General features: G+C 68.1%; 12 protein-coding genes. 3 read left to right on the top strand and 9 right to left on the bottom strand.

The window, feature by feature from the left end:
• Positions 1–5 precede the first annotated feature (5 nt).
• Positions 6–2588 (bottom strand): valine--tRNA ligase, encoded by a 2583-nt coding sequence (valS, locus tag BJQ94_RS10470; RefSeq protein WP_265398738.1) that lies wholly within the window; start codon positions 2586–2588, stop codon positions 6–8.
• Between the two features lie 403 nt (positions 2589–2991).
• Here valS and BJQ94_RS10465 point away from each other — a divergent pair, with 403 nt between their 5' ends.
• Positions 2992–3615 (top strand): hypothetical protein, encoded by a 624-nt coding sequence (locus tag BJQ94_RS10465; RefSeq protein ID WP_265398739.1) that lies wholly within the window; start codon positions 2992–2994, stop codon positions 3613–3615.
• Between the two features lie 44 nt (positions 3616–3659).
• Positions 3660–6593 (top strand): hypothetical protein, encoded by a 2934-nt coding sequence (locus BJQ94_RS10460; RefSeq protein ID WP_265398740.1) that lies wholly within the window; start codon positions 3660–3662, stop codon positions 6591–6593.
• 84 nt (positions 6594–6677) lie between these two features.
• Here the strand turns inward: BJQ94_RS10460 and BJQ94_RS10455 are convergent, their stop codons facing one another.
• The 8 genes from BJQ94_RS10455 to BJQ94_RS10420 all read right to left on the bottom strand — a co-directional run bounded on the left by BJQ94_RS10455 (position 6678) and on the right by BJQ94_RS10420 (position 16408).
• The gene (locus BJQ94_RS10455) at positions 6678–8162 is read right to left on the bottom strand and encodes an HNH endonuclease signature motif containing protein (RefSeq protein WP_275875467.1); all 1485 of its coding nucleotides are present in this window, start codon (positions 8160–8162) and stop codon (positions 6678–6680) included.
• Positions 8163–8256: 94 nt separating this feature from the next.
• Positions 8257–9456, bottom strand: a complete 1200-nt coding sequence (locus BJQ94_RS10450; protein WP_265398619.1) for an MFS transporter — start codon at positions 9454–9456, stop codon at positions 8257–8259.
• Positions 9456–10229 carry an alpha/beta hydrolase gene (locus tag BJQ94_RS10445; protein ID WP_265398620.1) on the bottom strand — a complete coding sequence of 258 codons (774 nt, stop codon included), beginning with the start codon at positions 10227–10229 and terminating at the stop codon, positions 9456–9458. Before BJQ94_RS10445 ends, BJQ94_RS10450 begins: the two co-directional genes overlap by 1 nt.
• A gap of 87 nt (positions 10230–10316) precedes the next feature.
• A complete protein-coding gene (locus tag BJQ94_RS10440; protein ID WP_265398621.1) occupies positions 10317–11165 on the bottom strand; it encodes an N-acyl homoserine lactonase family protein in 849 nt (282 codons plus the stop codon).
• An 87-nt stretch (positions 11166–11252) separates the two neighbouring features.
• Positions 11253–12938, bottom strand: coding sequence for an ABC transporter ATP-binding protein (locus BJQ94_RS10435; RefSeq protein WP_265398622.1), 1686 nt, complete (start codon positions 12936–12938; stop codon positions 11253–11255).
• The gene (locus tag BJQ94_RS10430; protein ID WP_265398623.1) at positions 12935–13936 is read right to left on the bottom strand and encodes an ABC transporter permease; all 1002 of its coding nucleotides are present in this window, start codon (positions 13934–13936) and stop codon (positions 12935–12937) included. The genes BJQ94_RS10435 and BJQ94_RS10430 overlap by 4 nt, the downstream gene beginning before the upstream one ends.
• A 3-nt stretch (positions 13937–13939) precedes the next feature.
• Complete coding sequence (locus BJQ94_RS10425; protein ID WP_265398624.1) at positions 13940–14833, bottom strand: ABC transporter permease; 894 nt, start codon at positions 14831–14833, stop codon at positions 13940–13942.
• 3 nt (positions 14834–14836) lie between these two features.
• Complete coding sequence (locus BJQ94_RS10420) at positions 14837–16408, bottom strand: ABC transporter substrate-binding protein (protein ID WP_265398625.1); 1572 nt, start codon at positions 16406–16408, stop codon at positions 14837–14839.
• Between the two features lie 282 nt (positions 16409–16690).
• On the opposite strand from BJQ94_RS10420, the gene BJQ94_RS10415 reads away from it, so the two are divergent.
• The gene (locus tag BJQ94_RS10415) at positions 16691–17434 is read left to right on the top strand and encodes a TetR/AcrR family transcriptional regulator (RefSeq protein WP_265398626.1); all 744 of its coding nucleotides are present in this window, start codon (positions 16691–16693) and stop codon (positions 17432–17434) included.
• The last annotated feature ends 76 nt before the right edge of the window (positions 17435–17510 follow it).

Raw genomic sequence — 17510 nt, 5'->3', positions numbered from 1 at the left:
CTCCTTTAGATTTCCGACACCGTGGCGAGCACGATATCAGTGACGACCAGCTCGTCGGCCTCGACAAAGGTCAAGTCCTCGATCCGGCCTACTGCTTTCAAGTCGGCGGCGACCTGCCTGAGCAAGACCACATCAGCCGCCGTGCCTCCGATGGTGGCCGAGATGACGGCCGACTTCTGTGAGGCCTTGGCGTCGGTCTTGGCGCGGCGGATGCCGGTGAGCGCCCGGCTGGCGAGGTCGAGCAGCGCGAGGGTGTCGGCGTCGGCGGTTGTCGCACACGCGACGGGCCACGGCGCGCGGTGCACCGAGTCGTCGTTCGACCAGGACCAGGCTTCCTCGGTGGCGAATGGCACGAAGGGTGCGAACAGGCGCAGCAGGGTCGACAGCGCCTGGCGCAGGGCGGCGACGGCCGATGCCTGCTCCGGGCCGGCCTCGCCGTAGGCGCGTTCCTTCACCAGTTCGAGGTAGTCGTCGCAGAACGTCCAGAAGAAGCTCTCGGTCAGCTCCAGCGCGCGGGCGTGGTCGAAACCGTCGAAGGCCGTTGTGGCCTGGCCGACCACGACGTCCAGGCGGGCGAGCATGCTCGTGTCGATGGGCTCGGTGACCGGCGCCGCGTCATCGCCGGCGAAGCCGAGGATGAACTTGCTGGCGTTGAGGATCTTGATCGCCAGTCGGCGGCCGATCTTGATCTGAGTGGGGTTCTTGGGGTCGAAGGCCGCGTCGGTGCCCAGGCGCGACGATGCCGCCCAGTAGCGCACAGCGTCAGAGCCGTGCTGCACGAGGACGTCGGCGGGGGTGACCACGTTGCCCTTGGACTTCGACATCTTCTTGCGGTCGGGGTCGACGATGAAGCCGGAGAGGGCGGCGTGCTTCCACGGCGACTCGCCGTGCTCGAGCTCGGCGCGCAACAGGGTGGAGAACAACCAGGTGCGAATGATGTCCTGGCCCTGCGGACGCAGCGAGTACGGGTAGACGAGGTCGAACAGCTCGGGGTCGCGCTCCCAGCCGCCGGCCAGCTGCGGGGTGAGCGACGAGGTCGCCCAGGTGTCCATCACGTCCACCTCGCCGACGAAACCGTTGGCCGCTCCGCGCTGGTCCGCGGTGTAGCCGGGGGCGACATCCGACGACGGGTCGACGGGCAGCAGGTCGCCGGTGGCGATGATCGGCTGGTCGAAGACGGGGTTGGCGTCGGCGTCGAGCGGGTACCAGACGGGCAGCGGAACCCCGAAGAAGCGCTGGCGGGAGACCAGCCAGTCACCGGTGAGGCCGTTGACCCAGTTCTCGTAGCGCACGCGCATGAACTCAGGATGCCACTGCAGGGCCGTTCCGTGTTCGATCAGGCGGGCGCGGAGCTTCTCGTCGCGGGCGCCGTTGCGGATGTACCACTGGCGGGTGGAGACGATCTCGAGGGGCTTGTCGCCCTTCTCGAAGAACTTCACGGGGTGCACGATAGGCTTCGGCTCGCCGATCAGGTCGCCGGATGCGCGGAGCAGGTCGACCATGGCCTGCTTGGCCGAGAAGACCGTCTTGCCGGCCAGCTGAGCGTAGGCGGCCTGTGCGTCCGGGCTGACGATGACGTCGGGCGCCTCGGCGATGATGCGGCCGTCGAAGCCCATGATGGCGCGGTTGGGCAGGTCGAGTTCACGCCACCAGACCACGTCGGTGACGTCACCGAAGGTGCAGATCATGGCGATGCCCGAGCCTTTGTCCTTCTGGGCGAGGTGGTGGGCGAGAATCGGGATCTCGACGTCGAAGATCGGGGTGCGCACCGTGGTGCCGAAGAACGGCTTGTAGCGGTCGTCGTCCGGATGCGCCACGAGGGCGACACACGCGGCAAGGAGTTCTGGGCGGGTGGTCTCGATCTCGATGGTGGAGCCATCCGGCTTGTGGAAGGAGACCCGGTGGTACGCGGCGGGCATCTCCTTGTCTTCGAGCTCGGCCTGGGCGACGGCGGTGCGGAAGGTGACGTCCCACAGGGTGGGCGCCATGGCCTGGTAGGCCTCGCCGCGGTTGACGTTGCCGATGAACGCGAGCTGGGAGGCGGTGATCGACTCCGGCGCGATGGTGCGGTAGCTCTGGGTCCAGTCCACGGACAGGCCCAGGGTGCGCCAGAGTTCTTCGAACTGCTTCTCGTCCTCGACGGTGAGGCGTTCACAGAGTTCGATGAAGTTGCGGCGGCTCACCGGCAGCTGGTCTGCGGCCTTGGTGCTCTTGCCGTCGCCGCCCTCGAACGGCGGCACGAAGTCGGGAGTGTACGGCAGCGACGGGTCGCAGCGCACGCCGTAGAAGTTCTGCACGCGGCGCTCGGTGGGCAGGCCGTTGTCGTCCCAGCCCATCGGGTAGAAGACGCTCTTACCGCGCATCCGCTGGAATCGGGCGACGACGTCGGTGTGGGTGTAGCTGAACACATGGCCGATGTGCAGGGAGCCGGAGGCTGTGGGCGGCGGGGTGTCGATCGAGAAGATCGAGGCCTTGGTGGCGCCGGCACGGTCGAAACGATAGGTGCCCCGCGCTTCCCAACTGGTTTCCCATTTGGCTTCCAGCCCTTCGAGGGCGGGCTTTTCGGGAACGCGGTCAGCGTTGGTCATGACACTCCGATTCGATTCAGCGGCACCGTGTCGATGGTGAGGTGCCTTCAGTACTGCTGAACCAATCTAGCCGATCTGGTGCCCGCGGCAGCACGATGACCCTCCGAACGGGCTGATCCGGGCCTTGTTCGGGGCTCAGGCAGCGGTGAGACGGTCGAGCACAGGGCTGCTCAGGGCGAGAATTCGTTCACGCCCCTGCAGGTTGCCGAGTAAGGCATCTGACGATGTTTCAAATTCAGCTTGCGCTTGAGGATGTCTCACCGATATCTTGACCACAAGGGCAAACGAATTTTTGGGTCTACCGGGTTTTTTCCTTGGATGGGACAGCTCAGTTTTTCGATTGGGTCGTCCATCGCGGCTTCCATTGTGGACCCCGATTTGCACTCGATCCAAAGGACCTGCCATGAGCAAACCCAGTATTCTCACCCGACGGATCGTAACCGTGGCGGTTGGCCCGGCAGCCATCCTGGTCGCCGGCCTGATGGTATTCCAGGCCTCAAACGCGGCGTTCTCATCGTCGACTCGCAACCCGGGCAACAGTTGGAGCACCGGCAGCGTGACCCTCACCGACGATGACAACGGCACCGCCGGTTTTCAGGTGACCAATGCAACCCCTGGTGACACTGGACAGAAGTGCATCGTCGTGACGGCGTCGTCGTCAGTTCCTGGCATTGTGAAGGCATACGTGCAAAACCTTTCGCCGTCTGCCCAGGGGCTTGAGGATTACATCACCTTGATCATCGAACAGGGCACAGGCGGAAGCTTCGCTGACTGCACCGGCTTCACCGTCGACCCGACTGTCACGGTCTTGCCTGCTGAGTCACTGACAACACTGTCGACTGTCAACCAGAATTACGCCACCGGCGGCAGCGCGTGGGCCACCACCGGGAACACGGCAGGGGAATCCCGGACGTACAGAGGCACCTGGGAATTCGACGCAACTGGCCTGTCGCAGCTCGAAATCGATGCTCTCCAGGGCGCATCGACAAGCATCGACCTGGTTTGGGAGCTGCAGAACAGCAACTAGGTCAACTCGTAGACCCCTCGTAGTGCCCGACAGATCAGGTGGCAGTGTCCCTCGACAGCGGTTCCACCGACAGCATGGTCGGACCCCAGCCTCGCGCAGCTCGCGCGGGCTGGGGCTTTCTTACCATCGCCACACTGTCGCGGGCGTACCTGGTACTAGTGCTCGCGCTGGGAGCCTGCGCCACCCTGCCGATGGTCACCGGTCTCACCGGCTCCATCGTGCAGAGCGGCTCCATGGAACCTCTGATCAGCGCCGGAGACATTGTCCTCTCCGAACCGATGGAGGAGGATACTCCGCCGCCCCTCGGTCTCGTCGTGAGTTTTCCGGCTCCGGCTGGGTCGGCGACAGAAGGTACCGTGCTTCACCGAGTGGTGGGCGCCAACGAAGACGGGTCGCTGATCACGGCGGGGGACGCGAATCAGAGCGTGGACAGTTCTGCACTTGACCGGACCGACATCATCAGCCAAGCACGCCTGCTGATCCCCTGGATCGGGCTGCCGGCATTCTGGCTGACCACGGCAGCAACAGCACCCCTGGTCCTATGGATTCTGGTGAGCGCGGCGGCAGTGGTCATCGTTGTCCTGGACGGCCCCGCCAACCCCCGACCACCGCGCAGCCCACGCAGTCAACGACGTCCGCCACGCTCACCCGGCCGAAAAAGACTTCAGCGGCTGCACGCGGCGGAGTTGGTCGCCCTGGGCGTCATCAGCACCCTGATCGCGGCCACCGTGGTTGCGGTCCCGCCGACCGCGGTGACCGCGGCCTTCAGCGCGACTACGATAATGGCTGGAAACTCCTGGGAGACCGCCGGTCCGGCGACCCAGTTGGTCTTCACAACCGCGCCCTCAGGGTCGACGGGCGGGTCTGCTCTCCCCGGGCAACCCGTCGTCACTATCCGGAACGCCGCGGGAGAAACGACTTCGAGCACGGCGAGCGTGACCCTGACGCTGACGAACGCCGCCGGGGCCACCCTCGCCTGCACGACCAATCCGGTTTCTGCCGTCGCCGGACGCGCAGCCTTTGCCGGTTGTCGCGTGGACCGTGCGGGAACATACACGCTGACAGCTAGTTCCGGGGCCCTGCCCGCGGCGGTCAGCACTGCTTTCACCATTCAGACGGGCCCGGCCGCCAGAATCGTCTATACGACCCAACCGGGGTCAGCCACAGTGAACGCCGCCTTCGCCGCGCAGCCAGTCCTGGCGGTCCAGGATGCCGGCGGCAACACCGTCGCCAGCACGGCGGCGGTCACCCTTGCGCTCACCAGCGCGGCGGGGGCGACCCTGGCCTGCACGACGAATCCCAAATCCGCCGTGGCCGGAACGGCCACGTTCGCCGGCTGCAAGATCAGCAGGCCGGGCAGCTACACCCTCACCGCCACGTCCGCCGGCTTGACCTCCGCGGTCAGTGGAACCGTCTCGATCAGCTCCGGCCCGGCCTCCCGCCTGGTATTCACGACCAGCCCGTCAGGCGCCACGGGCGGTACCACGTTCGGCACCCAACCCGTGGTGGCCGTTCGCGATGCCGGCGGCAATGCCGTCGCCGGTGCCACACCGATAACCCTGGCCCTTACGACCCCCGCCGGAGCGACACTGACCTGCGCCGCGAATCCGGCATCAAACGCGACCGGCATCGTCTCGTTCTCGGGTTGCCTCGTCGACCGGGCGGGCACCTACACCGTCACCGCGAGCTCAGGAACACTGACCACCGCGGTGAGTGCGAGCTTCACCGTGACGGTGGGACCGGCCACGAAGTTGGGCTTCACCTCCGCGACATCCACCACCCGGTACAACACCACCTTCGACACGCAGCCGCAGGTCGCCATTCAGGATGCCGGCGGCAACACTGTTGTCAGTACCGGAGCCGTAACTCTGCGACTCACGACCGCGGGTGGAGCAACGCTGTACTGCACAACGAACCCGAGGTCTGCTGTCTCCGGGGTCGCGTCGTTCTCGGGATGCCGCATCGACAAGGCCGGCAATTACACTTTGACCGCGACCTCCGGCACGCTGGCAGCGGCGGTCAGCGGCACGTACTCCGTCACCCCCGGTCCGGCAACTCAGCTCGCCTTCAGCGTCAACCCCAGCGGCGCCTCCGGCGGGGCTGCCTTCTCTGCCCAACCCACAGTCCTGGTCCAGGATGCGGGCGGCAACACCGCAAGCATCGCGGTGGCGGTGACTCTGAGCCTCACGACTCCCAACGGGGCGACGCTCATCTGCACGGCCAATCCGGTCTCCGCGCAATCCGGTGTGGCCACCTTCTCCGGATGTGCCGTCAACCGTGCCGGCAGCTACACCCTCCGTGCAGTATCGGGTAGCCTCGCCGCGGCCACGAGCGCGACCTTCACGGTCGCGACGGGGCCGGCGGCACGTCTGGTCTTCTCGGCCGCACCAGGGACAACGACGTCGGGGACAACATTTGCGACCACCCCCTCAGTGACAGTGCAGGACGCTGGCGGAAACGCCGTCGCCGCCTCAGGACAGGCCAGTCTCGCCCTCACCTCGGCCGCCGGTGCGACCTTGGTGTGCGCGGCGAATCCCGTATCGGCCTCCTCGGGTGTGCGCTTCAGCTTCACAGGCTGCAGCATCGACAAGGCCGGGACCTACACTCTCACCGCCACCTCGGGTGCCCTGGCCAGCGCCGTGAGTTCGTCGTTCACCATCACGGCAGGTACGGCCGCCAAGCTGGTCTTCATCGCGTCTCCGTCAGGTGGCACCGTCAACCAGGTCTGGGGTACGCAGCCGAGCGTTGGTATTCAGGATGCCCACGGCAATACTGTGTCCAGTTCCGCAGGAATCACCCTGAGGCTGACCACACCGGGCGGAGCTACGCTCACGTGCACCAGCAATCCTCGTGCGGCGTCTGCCGGAGTGGCGACGTTCGCGGGGTGCCGCACGAATCGTTCGGCGACATACACTCTCACGGCCGCCTCCGGGACCCTCACCGCGGGGGTCAGTTCCAGTTTCACCATCGGCCAGTAACGCGGGTCTGCCCGATCGGTGGAGGTGGTCTTGGCCTGAAGCTGATTCGGCCGACGTCTCATATCGGCACGTCTTCTCGGGGCGTTAGAAGGGTGGAGGGGTGTCCGGGGCATCCGGCCGGGGCTCGGGCGTAGGCCGGTCGCTTCTGGGGGTCGGTGTGGGTGGTGGTCCGAGGGTGGTTTCGGGGTAGGTGCGGTGGGTGGCGCCGGCCGGGGAGGTCCAGACCAGCACCCCGCCGGGTTCCTGCACGACCGACCACAGGGTCTGGTGCTTGAGCCGGTGGTGGGGGCCGCAGAGGTGGGCGAGGTTGTCGTAGTCGGTGGGTCCGCCGTGCTCCCACGCTGTGGTGTGGTCGATCTCGCTGCGGGATGCCGGCCGGGTGCAGCCGGGGAACCGGCAGGTGCCGTCTCGTAGTCTGAGCCAGCGGCGGAGGTCGGCGGGGACGGTGTAATGCTCTTTCCCGACGGAGAGCACGGCACCGGTTTCCGGGTGGGTCAGCAGCCGGGTGAGGCTGGGCGCTCCGCCGGTGATCTCCCGGGCGACGTCGGCGGGGATCGGCCCGTATCCTTCGAGAAAACCGGGCTCCTCGGTGCGACCCAGCAGGGTGAGCACCGGGACGGTGATCATCACCTGCCCGTGGATGCCGCCGCCGGTGCCGGTCGGGGTGACGCCGTCCAGGGTCAGGTCCGCCAGCGCGTCGGCGCAGATCTGGCCGATGGTGCGGCGCTGGTCCTCCGGGATGTTGTCGTCCTGGCGTTCGGCGTCCTGCGTGGCCTGGGCGATGCGGGTGAGTCGGTCGTGCGCGGCTTGGGTTTGCGCGGCGGTGCCGTACCAGGTGAGAGTGCCCATGCCGTCTGGTCGGCCCTCCCACCACACTCCCCGGTCAGCGATTGCGGCGGTGGCGCGGGTGGTGAGGGTTTCCGGGTGCCGGTGTTCCCGCAACCGTCGGGCCTTGACCTTGAGTTTGCCCACGGTGAGGTCTTTGGCCGCGGGCAACAGCTCTGCTTCCAGCTCGGCGGCTTCCTCGAGGGAGATGAAGCTGAGCTGCTCCATCAACACCTGCCCGTGCCGGTAACTGATCTCACCCTGGCTCATCGCCGTGAGGGTCAACGTCATCGGCCCGGCGAACAACGCGGATTCGCCGATCAGGTTCTCCGCGGTGCGATCGGCCACATGCAGGGCGCAGGCGACCTCGCTGATCACGGTGCGGCGGGCGATCTCCTGGTCTTCCCAGGCGGCGATCGTCCGCGGACTTGCCTGCGCGTCGGTGAGGACCGGGCCGCGCGCCCGCTCGAGGGCGTAGTCGGGGTTGAGCAGTTTCGCGTTCATCGGGTCGCTGCTCCACTGCTGCAGGTCGGCGAGCACGCGGGCCCGTTTCGCGTTCGCTTTCGCGATGCTCCGGTGGGCTTTCTGGGCCTTCGCGACCTTCCTGGCCAGGGTTGTCCGGGCCTGCTCTTGCAGGGTGTGGCGTCGTCGGTGGGCGTGTTCGTGGGCGCCGGCATCCGGGCCGCGGGCGTCGTGATCCGGACCATCCGGATCGGGCGGGAACTGCTCTGCTGGGCTGCTCATGCGTTGATAATCGCACCCACCACCGACACTCCAACCCCTCTCGAAGGGGGTGTGGAAAGGTCGTTCGTCATGCCGTCTGTGGAGGAGCGGCGGCCTATCGGGAGCGCGGGCGACCCCGCCAGGAGGAGCGCAGAATCGGGATGGCCAGCAGTTGCATCGCGGCGACGACGAGGAATGCGTTGTTCTCGCCGAGCAGGTCGGCGACCACGCCGCCGAGCACGGCCCCGGCGGCGTAGCCGATGCTGGTGAAGGCGGAGAAGACCCCCAGCCCGGCGCCGCGGCGGGCCGGATCCAGGGTCGCGGTGGCGAGCATGGTGAGCGCCGGGTACAGCGGCGCGAAGCCGGTGCCCATCAGCACAGCACCGACCGCAGCAACGGGGAAGGAGTAGGAATAGCCGAGGATCGCCATGCCGGCGGCCAACACCACCAACGAGCCGGTGGCCGTGCGCACCGGACCCACCCGATCGGGCAACCCGCCCAGCAGCAGGCGGGTGCCGATGACGCTCGCGGCGAAGACTGTGAACACGCTGGCCGCACCAAGGAGGCCGTCGCTGGAGAGCCCGTTGTGCTCGAGGTGCACGATCAGGAACGCGAGCAGGAATCCCTCACCTGACCAGGCGAGCGCGGCGACGGTGCCGGGCCGGGCCACGGCGGTGAACGCGCTGCGCCAGTCCCGGGCTCGAGACGATCTGGTTGCCGGCACCACGGCGGCGATGCGCCGGAACGGGTCGGCGGCCGGCAGGACACAGACGAGCGCGGCCACCTGGATGATGCCGCACAGAACCCAGACGCTCTGGTATCCCCACGCCTGGTAGACCGTTTCCCCGATCTGCGGGCCCAACGCCAGTCCGAGCCAGATGCTGATGCCATAGAGGCTGAGGGCGCGCCCCCTGTTACCGGGTTCGACCGCGGAGATCACCCACGCCATGACGGCGGTTCCGAGCGCCGCGTAGCCGATGCCGAAGACCACCCTGCTGGTGGCAGCGTCCACGGCCCCGGTGGCGCCCAGGATGATCGCGAAGCCAAACGCACCCAGAATCGAGCCGATGATGGCGACCCGCTTGTGCCCGAAGCGATCGGTGGCGGCGCCGGCCGCCGGCTGCACGATGATCGACACGAAGGACGAGACCGAGACGATGAGGCCAGCCAGCGCGGATGTGCCGCCGAGCACATCCGTGGCGAACCGCGACAGCACGGGTGCGCTGGCCGAATTGGCGATGCCGGTGAGAGTGGATGCGGCGAAGATCAGCCAGAAGCGGGCGCCCAGCGTGCCGGTGGTTCCGGTGCGGCCCATCACCCGGCTGGGTGAGTGGCGACCGCGTCGGCCTGGTGCTCGACCAGGGCCTCAGCGGCCGAGTGCCCGGCGGACTTCCCGGCTGGATTCCCGGAAGCGAGCGCTCTGAAAGCGCGTTCGATCACGTCGACGACGGTCTCGGGAGCGACCCGCGGCGTGAAATGGCTGGTGTCGATCGAGGTGGTCACGGCACCGGCCCTGGCCGCCATGTCACGCTGGGCATCCGGGCGCAGCGTGCGATCCCGGCTGGCAACGAGGTACCAGCTGGGCAGCACCTGCCAGGCTGGATCGTGGGACTCCTCGTCGAAAATGGCGTTCTCGGAGCGGCGGGTCTCGCTGATCAGGGACTCGCGGTGCTCCGCGGGAACGTCCCAGCCGATCTCGGCCCAGAAGTCGCCGCCTCGCCCGGTCGACCACTCGCCGTTCTCGCCGCGCTCCATGTACTTCGACACTTCGGCCGGCTCGTACCGCCGCACGACGTCGGTGACCGATTCGTTGTGATCGGGCGCGAACGCGGCGATGTAGACGAGACCCTGCACGGCATCGTGACGGCCGGCATTGGTGATCACGGCGCCGCCATAGGAGTGGCCGACCAGGAGAACCGGGCCCTGAACGGAGTCGATCACGGCGAGGGTGTTCGCCACATCTGTTCGCAGGGACTTCAGCGGGTTGCTGACGAGAGTGTGGGGGAGACCGCGGGCTTCGAGGACCGGTGTGACGGCGCTCCAGGTGGACGGGGTACCGCCGGCTCCGTGGACGAGGACGATATGCATGGTGGTTCCTTCAGGCAAGTTCAAACGGGTTCAGGGTGAGGCGAGGTCGGGCGTGGGGCGGTGTATGAGCAGCGGTCGGTCAGGTGCCTACGCCCACTGGTCGCGGAAGTTCTGCCACGCCCACCAGTCCGGGTCGTGCCCAGGCCAGACCTCGACCCCCGGCTCGGCGTCGAGGGCGTGCAACCGGTCGATCGAGGCTTGGGCGTCCGCCGCGCCCTCCGGCAGCGCGGTGGAGCCGCAGGGCGTGGACTCGGTGATGTTCGCCCGCAGGTCGGCGGCGTCGCAGGCGAGCACGATGCTGCCCTCAGCGAGGTCCACCCTGAAGGACTGGTGACCGGGGGTGTGACCGCGGGTGTCGAGCGCCGTCAGCCCGGGGGCCAGCACGGTGTCGCCGTCGAGCAGCACGATGTCGAGGCCGTCGCGGAGGAAGTCGTCGGTGGCGGCGAAGTGCTCGAGCCCGGCCACGGTCGAGGCGAAGGTCCATTCGGCGCGCTGGAAGAGCACGGGAGGGCCGTCCGCGAGCAGGCGGAGCCCGCCGGTGTGGTCGATGTGCACGTGCGAGATGGCGCATCCGGCCAGCTCCGCCCAGTCGAGCCCGGCCGCGGCGACCTGGTCGCGCAGCGCGTCGCCCGGCGTGATGATGGCGGTGTAACTGTCCCAGTTGTAGTGGGCGGCCCTGGCCTCGGGGTCGCGGATGGTGTCGACGTTGAATCCGCTGTCGAGCAGCACCCAGCCGCGTTCGTAGACGACAGCCGCCGCGGTCACCGGTTCGAGCAGGATGCGGTAAGGGTCGCCACCGGCTATCGACACGTCCTCCCGGATCGGTTCGTAGCCGAGCACGAACCTGACGAGTCGCTGGGGCAGTCCCTCGACCGCCAGTGACGTTCCGTCGGCCCAGTCGCGGGCGGCCGGAACCGGTAAGGGGTGAGAGGTCATGGGATTCCTTCGGGGGCTGGTGGGGAGGACAGTGGGTAGTGCAGAGGGCGCAGTGCGGTGGGCGCAGTGCGGTGGTGTGCTGGGCGCTCAGGCCGTGTAGATGCTGGGCGAGGCCGCCAGGAGCTCCCGGGTGTACTCGTGCTGCGGGGCGGCGAAGACCTCGGCGACGGTGCCCCGCTCCACGATCTCGCCCGCGTACATCACGGCCAGGTCGATACCGATCCGTTTGGCCACCGCGAGGTCGTGGGTGACCATGAGGATCGCGATCCCCATCGTCTCGCGCAGCTCCTCGAGCAGGTCGAGCACGCGCGAGGCCAACGACGCATCCAGGGCGCTCACGGGTTCGTCGCAGACGAGGATGCGCGGTGACGAGGCCAGCGCGCGGGCGATGGCCACCCGTTGACGCTGTCCGCCGGAGAGTTCGCGTGGCCGGGACCGGCCGGCACGCTGGTCGAGCCCGACCCGTTCGAGGATGGCGCCGGCCTCCTCGCGGCTGTCCCGGCGGGACAGCCCCCGGGTGCGCAGGCGCTCCACGATCTGGGTGTTCACGTTCAGCCAGGGCGTGAGCGATGAGCCGGCATCCTGGAACACCAGTTGTGGCTTACCGCCTGCGGCCGAGACCCGGACAGTGCCGGAGTCGGGGGAGTCCAGCCCGGTGGCGATCCTGAGCAGGGTCGACTTGCCGCAGCCGCTCTCGCCGACCAGGGTGACAGAGCCACCCGCCGGCACGTCGAGGGACACCCCGCGCACCACGGTCAGGCGATCGCCGCGTCTGCCGTCCGCGCGGGGAAAGCTCTTGATGATGCCCTGCAGCGAGAGCACGGGTTCCGGCTCGGCGGCACGCGCCTGCCCGGGCACCGTGGGCTTGCCGACAGTCACTGCCGCCGAGACCTTGTTGATGTCCAGGCGTGCCCCCAGCAGCCGGCGGGTGTAGTCGTGCTGCGGGTCACCGAGCACCGCCGCGGCTTCGCCGATCTCGACGATCTCACCCTGGTACATCACGGCGATACGGTCGGCGATCTGTGCCGCGACGCCCAGATCGTGCGTGATCAGCACGATGGAGCAGCCGTGCTCGGCGCGCAGCCGAGCGAAGAGCTGGATGATCTGCGCCTGGACGCGCACGTCCAGGGCCGTGGTGGGCTCGTCGGCGATGAGCAACCGCGGCGTGCCGTCGTGTTCATCGGTGAGAGCACGGATGCGCAGGGAGTCCACGTCGCTGCCCGTCGGGCCCCGCACGTCACTGGTGAGCGCCGCGGCGATGCTCACGCGCTGACGGAGTCCGCCGGAGAGGCTGTGCGGCCACTGCTCCATGCGCTGCTCTGGCAGTGGCACGCCGGCGTCCACGAGGGCCGCGATGCCGCGGGCCGTGTCGGCCCCGCGTTCGCGCACCTGGCGACCGATCTTCATGGTGGGGTCCAGCGACGTCAGCGGGTCCTGGAACACGGCACCCATCAGGTGTCGGCGCACATCGCGGCGGTGCGACGGGTCGCCGTTGATCATGTCGACGCCGGCAACCCAGACCGAGCCGGTGACCGTGGTCTTGCGGCTGGCCGGCGGCAGGCCCATCAGGCAGCTGCTGAACACGCTCTTTCCCGATCCGGACTCGCCGACCAGGGCGATGATCTCGCCAGGGAGGATGTCGAGGTCGACGCCGCGGAGGGCCAGGACGGTGCCGTCGTTGGTGTCGAATTCCACCCTGAGGTCGCGCACCCGGGCGACGGGAGCGGTGCCGGTGTCGCTGCCCGAGCCTGTGTCGGTGTCTGTGTCGGTCACGAGGTGCTCCTCAGTCGGGGGTCGATCACGAGTTGAAGCATGTCGACGACGAAGTTGATCAAAACGTAGGCGCCGCCGAGCACCAGCACGACGCCGACGATGGCGGGGAAGTCCGAGGCCCCGATGGCCTTGCTCATATAGCCGCCGACGCCGGGCCAGGAGAAGATCGTCTCCACGATCACCGAGCCGGAGAAGAGCAAGCCGATCTGCAGCCCGGCCATGGACAGCGCCGGGTTGACCGAGTTGCGCAGGGCGTGCCTGGCGGTGACGGCCGACCAGGTGAAGCCCTTGGCGTGGGCGGAGCGGATGAAGTCCGCCTGCATCACCGTGCGCAGCGAGCCGCGCAGGGTGCGTCCGATGGCTACGGTGGGGCCAAGCGCCAGCACGGCGGCCGGCAGCAGCAGGTGGCGGAGGGCGTCGAGCCAGCCGGCCGGATTGCCCGCCAGGAGAGTGTCGACGAGCAGGAAGCCGGTGGGCCCCGGCGCCAGGACGGTTTCACTGCGCCCGCCCGCCGGGAACCAGCCCAGGTTTCGGTAGAGCACGAGGATGGCGAGGATGCCGACCAGGAACGTCGCCGAGCTCGACCCGGCCACGGTGACGAACCTGATCACAGAGGACAGCCAACCGGACCTGGAGCTGAGGATTCCCAGTACCAGGCCGCCGACCAGCGCCAGCACGGTGGCCACGAGAACCAGCTCGAGTGTCGCCGGCAGGAAGGCGCCGATATCGGTGGCGACAGGGTTGCGCGTGCGCAGGGAGTTGCCGAGGTCGCCGTGCAGGACGAGGTTGCCGAGGAACCGTGCGTACTGCACGAAGAACGGGTCGTCCAGGCCCAGCTGCACCCGGGCGGCCGCGACGACCTCGGGGCTGGCGGTGCGGCCGACGAGGGCGCGCACCGGGTCGGCGGGGATCAGCCGTTGGATGAAGAAGACGGCCAGTGAGAGCACCAGCATGACCCCGGCGAGCGAGGCGATGCGGGTGAGGATGAGTTTCTGCATGTCTCAGTCCGCCAATTCTCGGAGTGCGTCGCCCGCGAAGTTGGCCAGCAGGGCGACGATGAACAGGGCCACCGCCGGTGCCAACGCAATCCACGGGGCGTTGAAGATGAAGGTGAGGCCGTCGGCCGACATGCTGCCGATCTCGGCGGCCGGCGAGGCAGACCCGAGCCCGATGAACGACAGACCGGCGAGCACCAGCAGAACCGATCCCACGTCGAGGGACGCGGCCACCAGGATGGGGCCGATGCTGCCGGGCAGCACGTGCACCAGGGCCATCCGCGTGCGGGAGAACCCGCCGAGACGTGCGGCGTCGGCGTGGGGGAGCGACATGACCGTGCGCGTCTGGCCGCGCACGATCCGGGCGTACCAGGGCCACCAGGTGACGGCCACGGCGATCAGGGTGTTCTGCAGGCTCGGGCCGAGGGCAGCGACGACCATGAGGGCGACGAGGGTGCCGGGCAGGGCGAGGGCCGCGTCGGTGAGCCTCATGAGGACCGTGTCGATGATCCCGCCGAGCATGCCGGCGATGAGGCCGATGGTGCCGCCCACGAGGACGCCGAAGACGATGACCCCGAGCGCGCCGAACCAGCTGGCCTGGAGCCCGAGCAGGACGCGCGAGAAGACGTCACGTCCCTGGCTGTCGGTGCCGAGGAGGAAGTCGCCGTCAGGAGCGGTGAGCGGGGTACCGACGATGTCTTTCGCGCCGTGCGGCGTGATCCACTGGGCGACCACGAGCACCAGGGTGAGCACGATGATGAGGACCAGGGCCACCCGCTCCGGGTAGCCGACATTCTTGCGCCGGAAGGCGTTCAGCAGGCTGAACCGCCGGCGCGGGGGCGCACCCCTCTCCGCCGGGGTGAGCCCGGCGGAGAGGGGTGCGATGTGCGGAAAATTCATTGGTTACTTCGAGACCGTGAGGGTCTTCAGCTGCAGCGTGCCCGGTGCGGGCAGCCAGTGGTCGAGGCCCGTGATGCCGGCGCGCACGATGAAGGTGTCCTGCAGGTCGGCGATCGTGACGTAGCTCACACTGTCGTGCAGCAGGTCGCCCACCTCGGCGTAGTCCGCGGCGCTGGCTTCGGCGTCGAGGGTGGTCAGTCCACTGTCCATCAGGGCGTCGGCCGCGGGAACGCCGCCGAGCAGGTAGTTGAGCACTCCGTTGCCGGCCGCGGTGTCGCTGTACCAGAACAGGCGGGCCCAGGCATCCGGGTGGGCGGAGTCGGGGTAGGACGCCTCGTAGATCATGTCCGGTGCGCTGGCGACGTCGCTGCTGTAGCCGTAGATCTCGCCACCGCCCTGGATGGGAACGAGCGTGATGTCGACGCCGGCTTCCTGCCACTGGGCCTGAAGGGCCTCGGCGACCTGCTTGTCCTGGGCCTGGTCGGCGAGGTAGCCCAGGGTGAGGGACGCTCCGGAGACCAGACCGGCGAGGGTCGACGTGTCGACCTCCCAGTCGTCGGTCGCGAGGCCGTCAGCCACATTGTCCACGGGGTACATCTGGGTGGACTCCGCGGCGAAGTCGCCCCAGACCTGCTCGACCAGTGCCGTGCGGTCGATCGAGGAGCGCAGCGCTTCACGCAGTGCGAGGTCGGCGAGCGGACCACTGGTCTTGAAGTGCAACTGGGCCTTCTGCAGCGTCGGCAGGGACGACACCTCGAACTCGTCGTTGGCAGCGAAGCTCTGCACGGTGGCGATGGGCTGACCGGAGATGATGTCGAGGTCGCCGCCCTGGAGCTGCAGCACCTGCGTGGCGGCATCGGGGATGATCTTGAAGGTGACGGCCTCGTAGTACGGCTCATCGCCCCAGTAGGAGTCGTTGCGGGTGAGCGTGTACTGCTGGCCGGTGCTGAACTCGGTGACTTCGTAGGGGCCGGTGCCGGCGGTGGCCCTCTGCAGGTACTCGAGGGCGTCGTCGTCGCTGTGGGCGTCGAGCACCGTGGGGTTGATCACCTTGGGGCCGAACGGGCTGGCGATCAACGAGAGGAACGAGGAGTTCGGTGCGCTCAGCGTGACGACGAAGGTATTGGCGTCCGGGGTGGCATAAGAGGCGACGCCCGCGACGATGTAGGACATCTGCGAGGCGACGTCGGGGTCGGCGAGCCGCTCGAAGCTCTGCTGCACGGCGGCCGAGTCCATCACGGTTCCGTCGGCGAACGTGACACCCTCGCGCAGCGTGAAGGTGTAGGTCAGGCCGTCCTCAGAGACCGTGTACGCCTCGGCCAGGAGCGGCTGGATCTCGGAGGTAGAGTCACCCTTATACTCGAGCAGGCCCTCGTAGACGGCCGTGAGAACCTGGTTGCCCTCGTACTGGTAAATGGTGGTCGGGTCCAGTGTGGTCATGTCGCTGGAGAACGCCATCCGCAGTGTGGTGCTGCCTGCGGATGACGCCGTCGTCGCGGCCGAGCTGCAGCCCGTGGCCAACAGCGCGACGGCGGCCGCTGATGCGACGAAACCGGCAAGTGCTTTCTTTTTCATTCTGTCCTCAAGTGGAAGTGGTCGAGCAGGCCGGGGGTGGGCCCACGGTGAGACGGGGAACGAACGCGGTCGGGAAACCGGCGGGCCGTGGGGGCGGCCCTGGCAGCCGTTCCGACCGACTTTCTATCGGGTGACAGGTGCTTGAAATTGATAGAAGCGCACGCGTGTTTCCGGCAGGTAACGCCCATGTTGTGTTTTGTCGCGTATCTGGGGGAGTCGCCCGAGATGCCCGCCCCCGCCGCTCGCCGCGAGGCAGGCCGGATTCTGTGACACGATGGCTCTGTGACAGACGCCCTCGTGCAGCACAGGCCGGAACGAGGCCGACCTCGGTCCGGAACGGCCCGGCGCCCCGACCTCTCCGCCACCGAGCAGATCCTCGACGCGGCCGCCCAGCTCTTCGTGGAGCGGGGCTTCGCCGCCACCTCCACCCGCGCGATCGCCGACGGGGTGGGCATCCGGCAGGCCTCGCTCTACTATCACTTCCCGAGCAAGGAACAGATCCTCAAGGTGCTGCTGATGCGCACTGTGGAACCCTCCGTGCGCGTGGCCGCCTACCTGGATGCGGCGACCGATCCGGCCGTGGTGCGCCTGGCCGCGCTGATCGGCTTCGATACCGGCCAGCTCGCCCGCTCCTCGTACAACATCGGCAGCCTGTACTTCCTGCCCGAGATCCGCAACGAGCTCCTGGAGCCGTTCCGGCTCGAACGCGCGCGGCTGCGCGACACCTATGCCGCACTCATCATGCAGAGCGTCGAGGCGTCGGTGCGCGCCGACCTCGGCCCGTCTGAGGGCGACACCGGTTCCGCCCTCGATTACCTGGTCGATGTGATCTTCGGTCTCGTGGAGAGCGTGATCGCGATTCGTGCCGATCGCCCGGACGAGGACGCCCAGGCCCTGGTCTCCACGATTCTGTACAGCAGCCTCCGGGTGCTCGGCCACGACGGTGAGTCCGGTCGACGGATCACCGAGCGCGCCGGCGCCCTGCTCGCCGGGATGCCGGCCGCGCCGGAGGTTGCCGAGTCCTGACCCGGCGGTTCTGCGGGCGGGACGTGAGTATCGTGGACAATCGGCCTTGTGCGCTATTTAGCTTGAGTGCTACATT

The sequence above is a fragment of the Cryobacterium sp. SO2 genome (assembly GCF_026151165.2).
Lineage (GTDB): Bacteria > Actinomycetota > Actinomycetes > Actinomycetales > Microbacteriaceae > Cryobacterium.
This window is presented reverse-complemented; position numbering and strand designations above follow the sequence as displayed.

What these genes read in the sequence shown, in the direction of transcription:
- BJQ94_RS10450 (WP_265398619.1), bottom strand. Translation starts at nt 9,456, where the DNA reads ATGGGCCGCACCGGAACCACCGGCACGCTGGGCGCCCGCTTCTGGCTG.
- BJQ94_RS10425 (WP_265398624.1), bottom strand. Translation starts at nt 14,833, where the DNA reads ATGAATTTTCCGCACATCGCACCCCTCTCCGCCGGGCTCACCCCGGCG.
- BJQ94_RS10430 (WP_265398623.1), bottom strand. Translation starts at nt 13,936, where the DNA reads ATGCAGAAACTCATCCTCACCCGCATCGCCTCGCTCGCCGGGGTCATG.
- valS (WP_265398738.1), bottom strand. Translation starts at nt 2,588, where the DNA reads ATGACCAACGCTGACCGCGTTCCCGAAAAGCCCGCCCTCGAAGGGCTG.
- BJQ94_RS10445 (WP_265398620.1), bottom strand. Translation starts at nt 10,229, where the DNA reads ATGCATATCGTCCTCGTCCACGGAGCCGGCGGTACCCCGTCCACCTGG.
- BJQ94_RS10465 (WP_265398739.1), top strand. Translation starts at nt 2,992, where the DNA reads ATGAGCAAACCCAGTATTCTCACCCGACGGATCGTAACCGTGGCGGTT.
- BJQ94_RS10420 (WP_265398625.1), bottom strand. Translation starts at nt 16,408, where the DNA reads ATGAAAAAGAAAGCACTTGCCGGTTTCGTCGCATCAGCGGCCGCCGTC.
- BJQ94_RS10455 (WP_275875467.1), bottom strand. Translation starts at nt 8,162, where the DNA reads ATGAGCAGCCCAGCAGAGCAGTTCCCGCCCGATCCGGATGGTCCGGAT.
- BJQ94_RS10440 (WP_265398621.1), bottom strand. Translation starts at nt 11,165, where the DNA reads ATGACCTCTCACCCCTTACCGGTTCCGGCCGCCCGCGACTGGGCCGAC.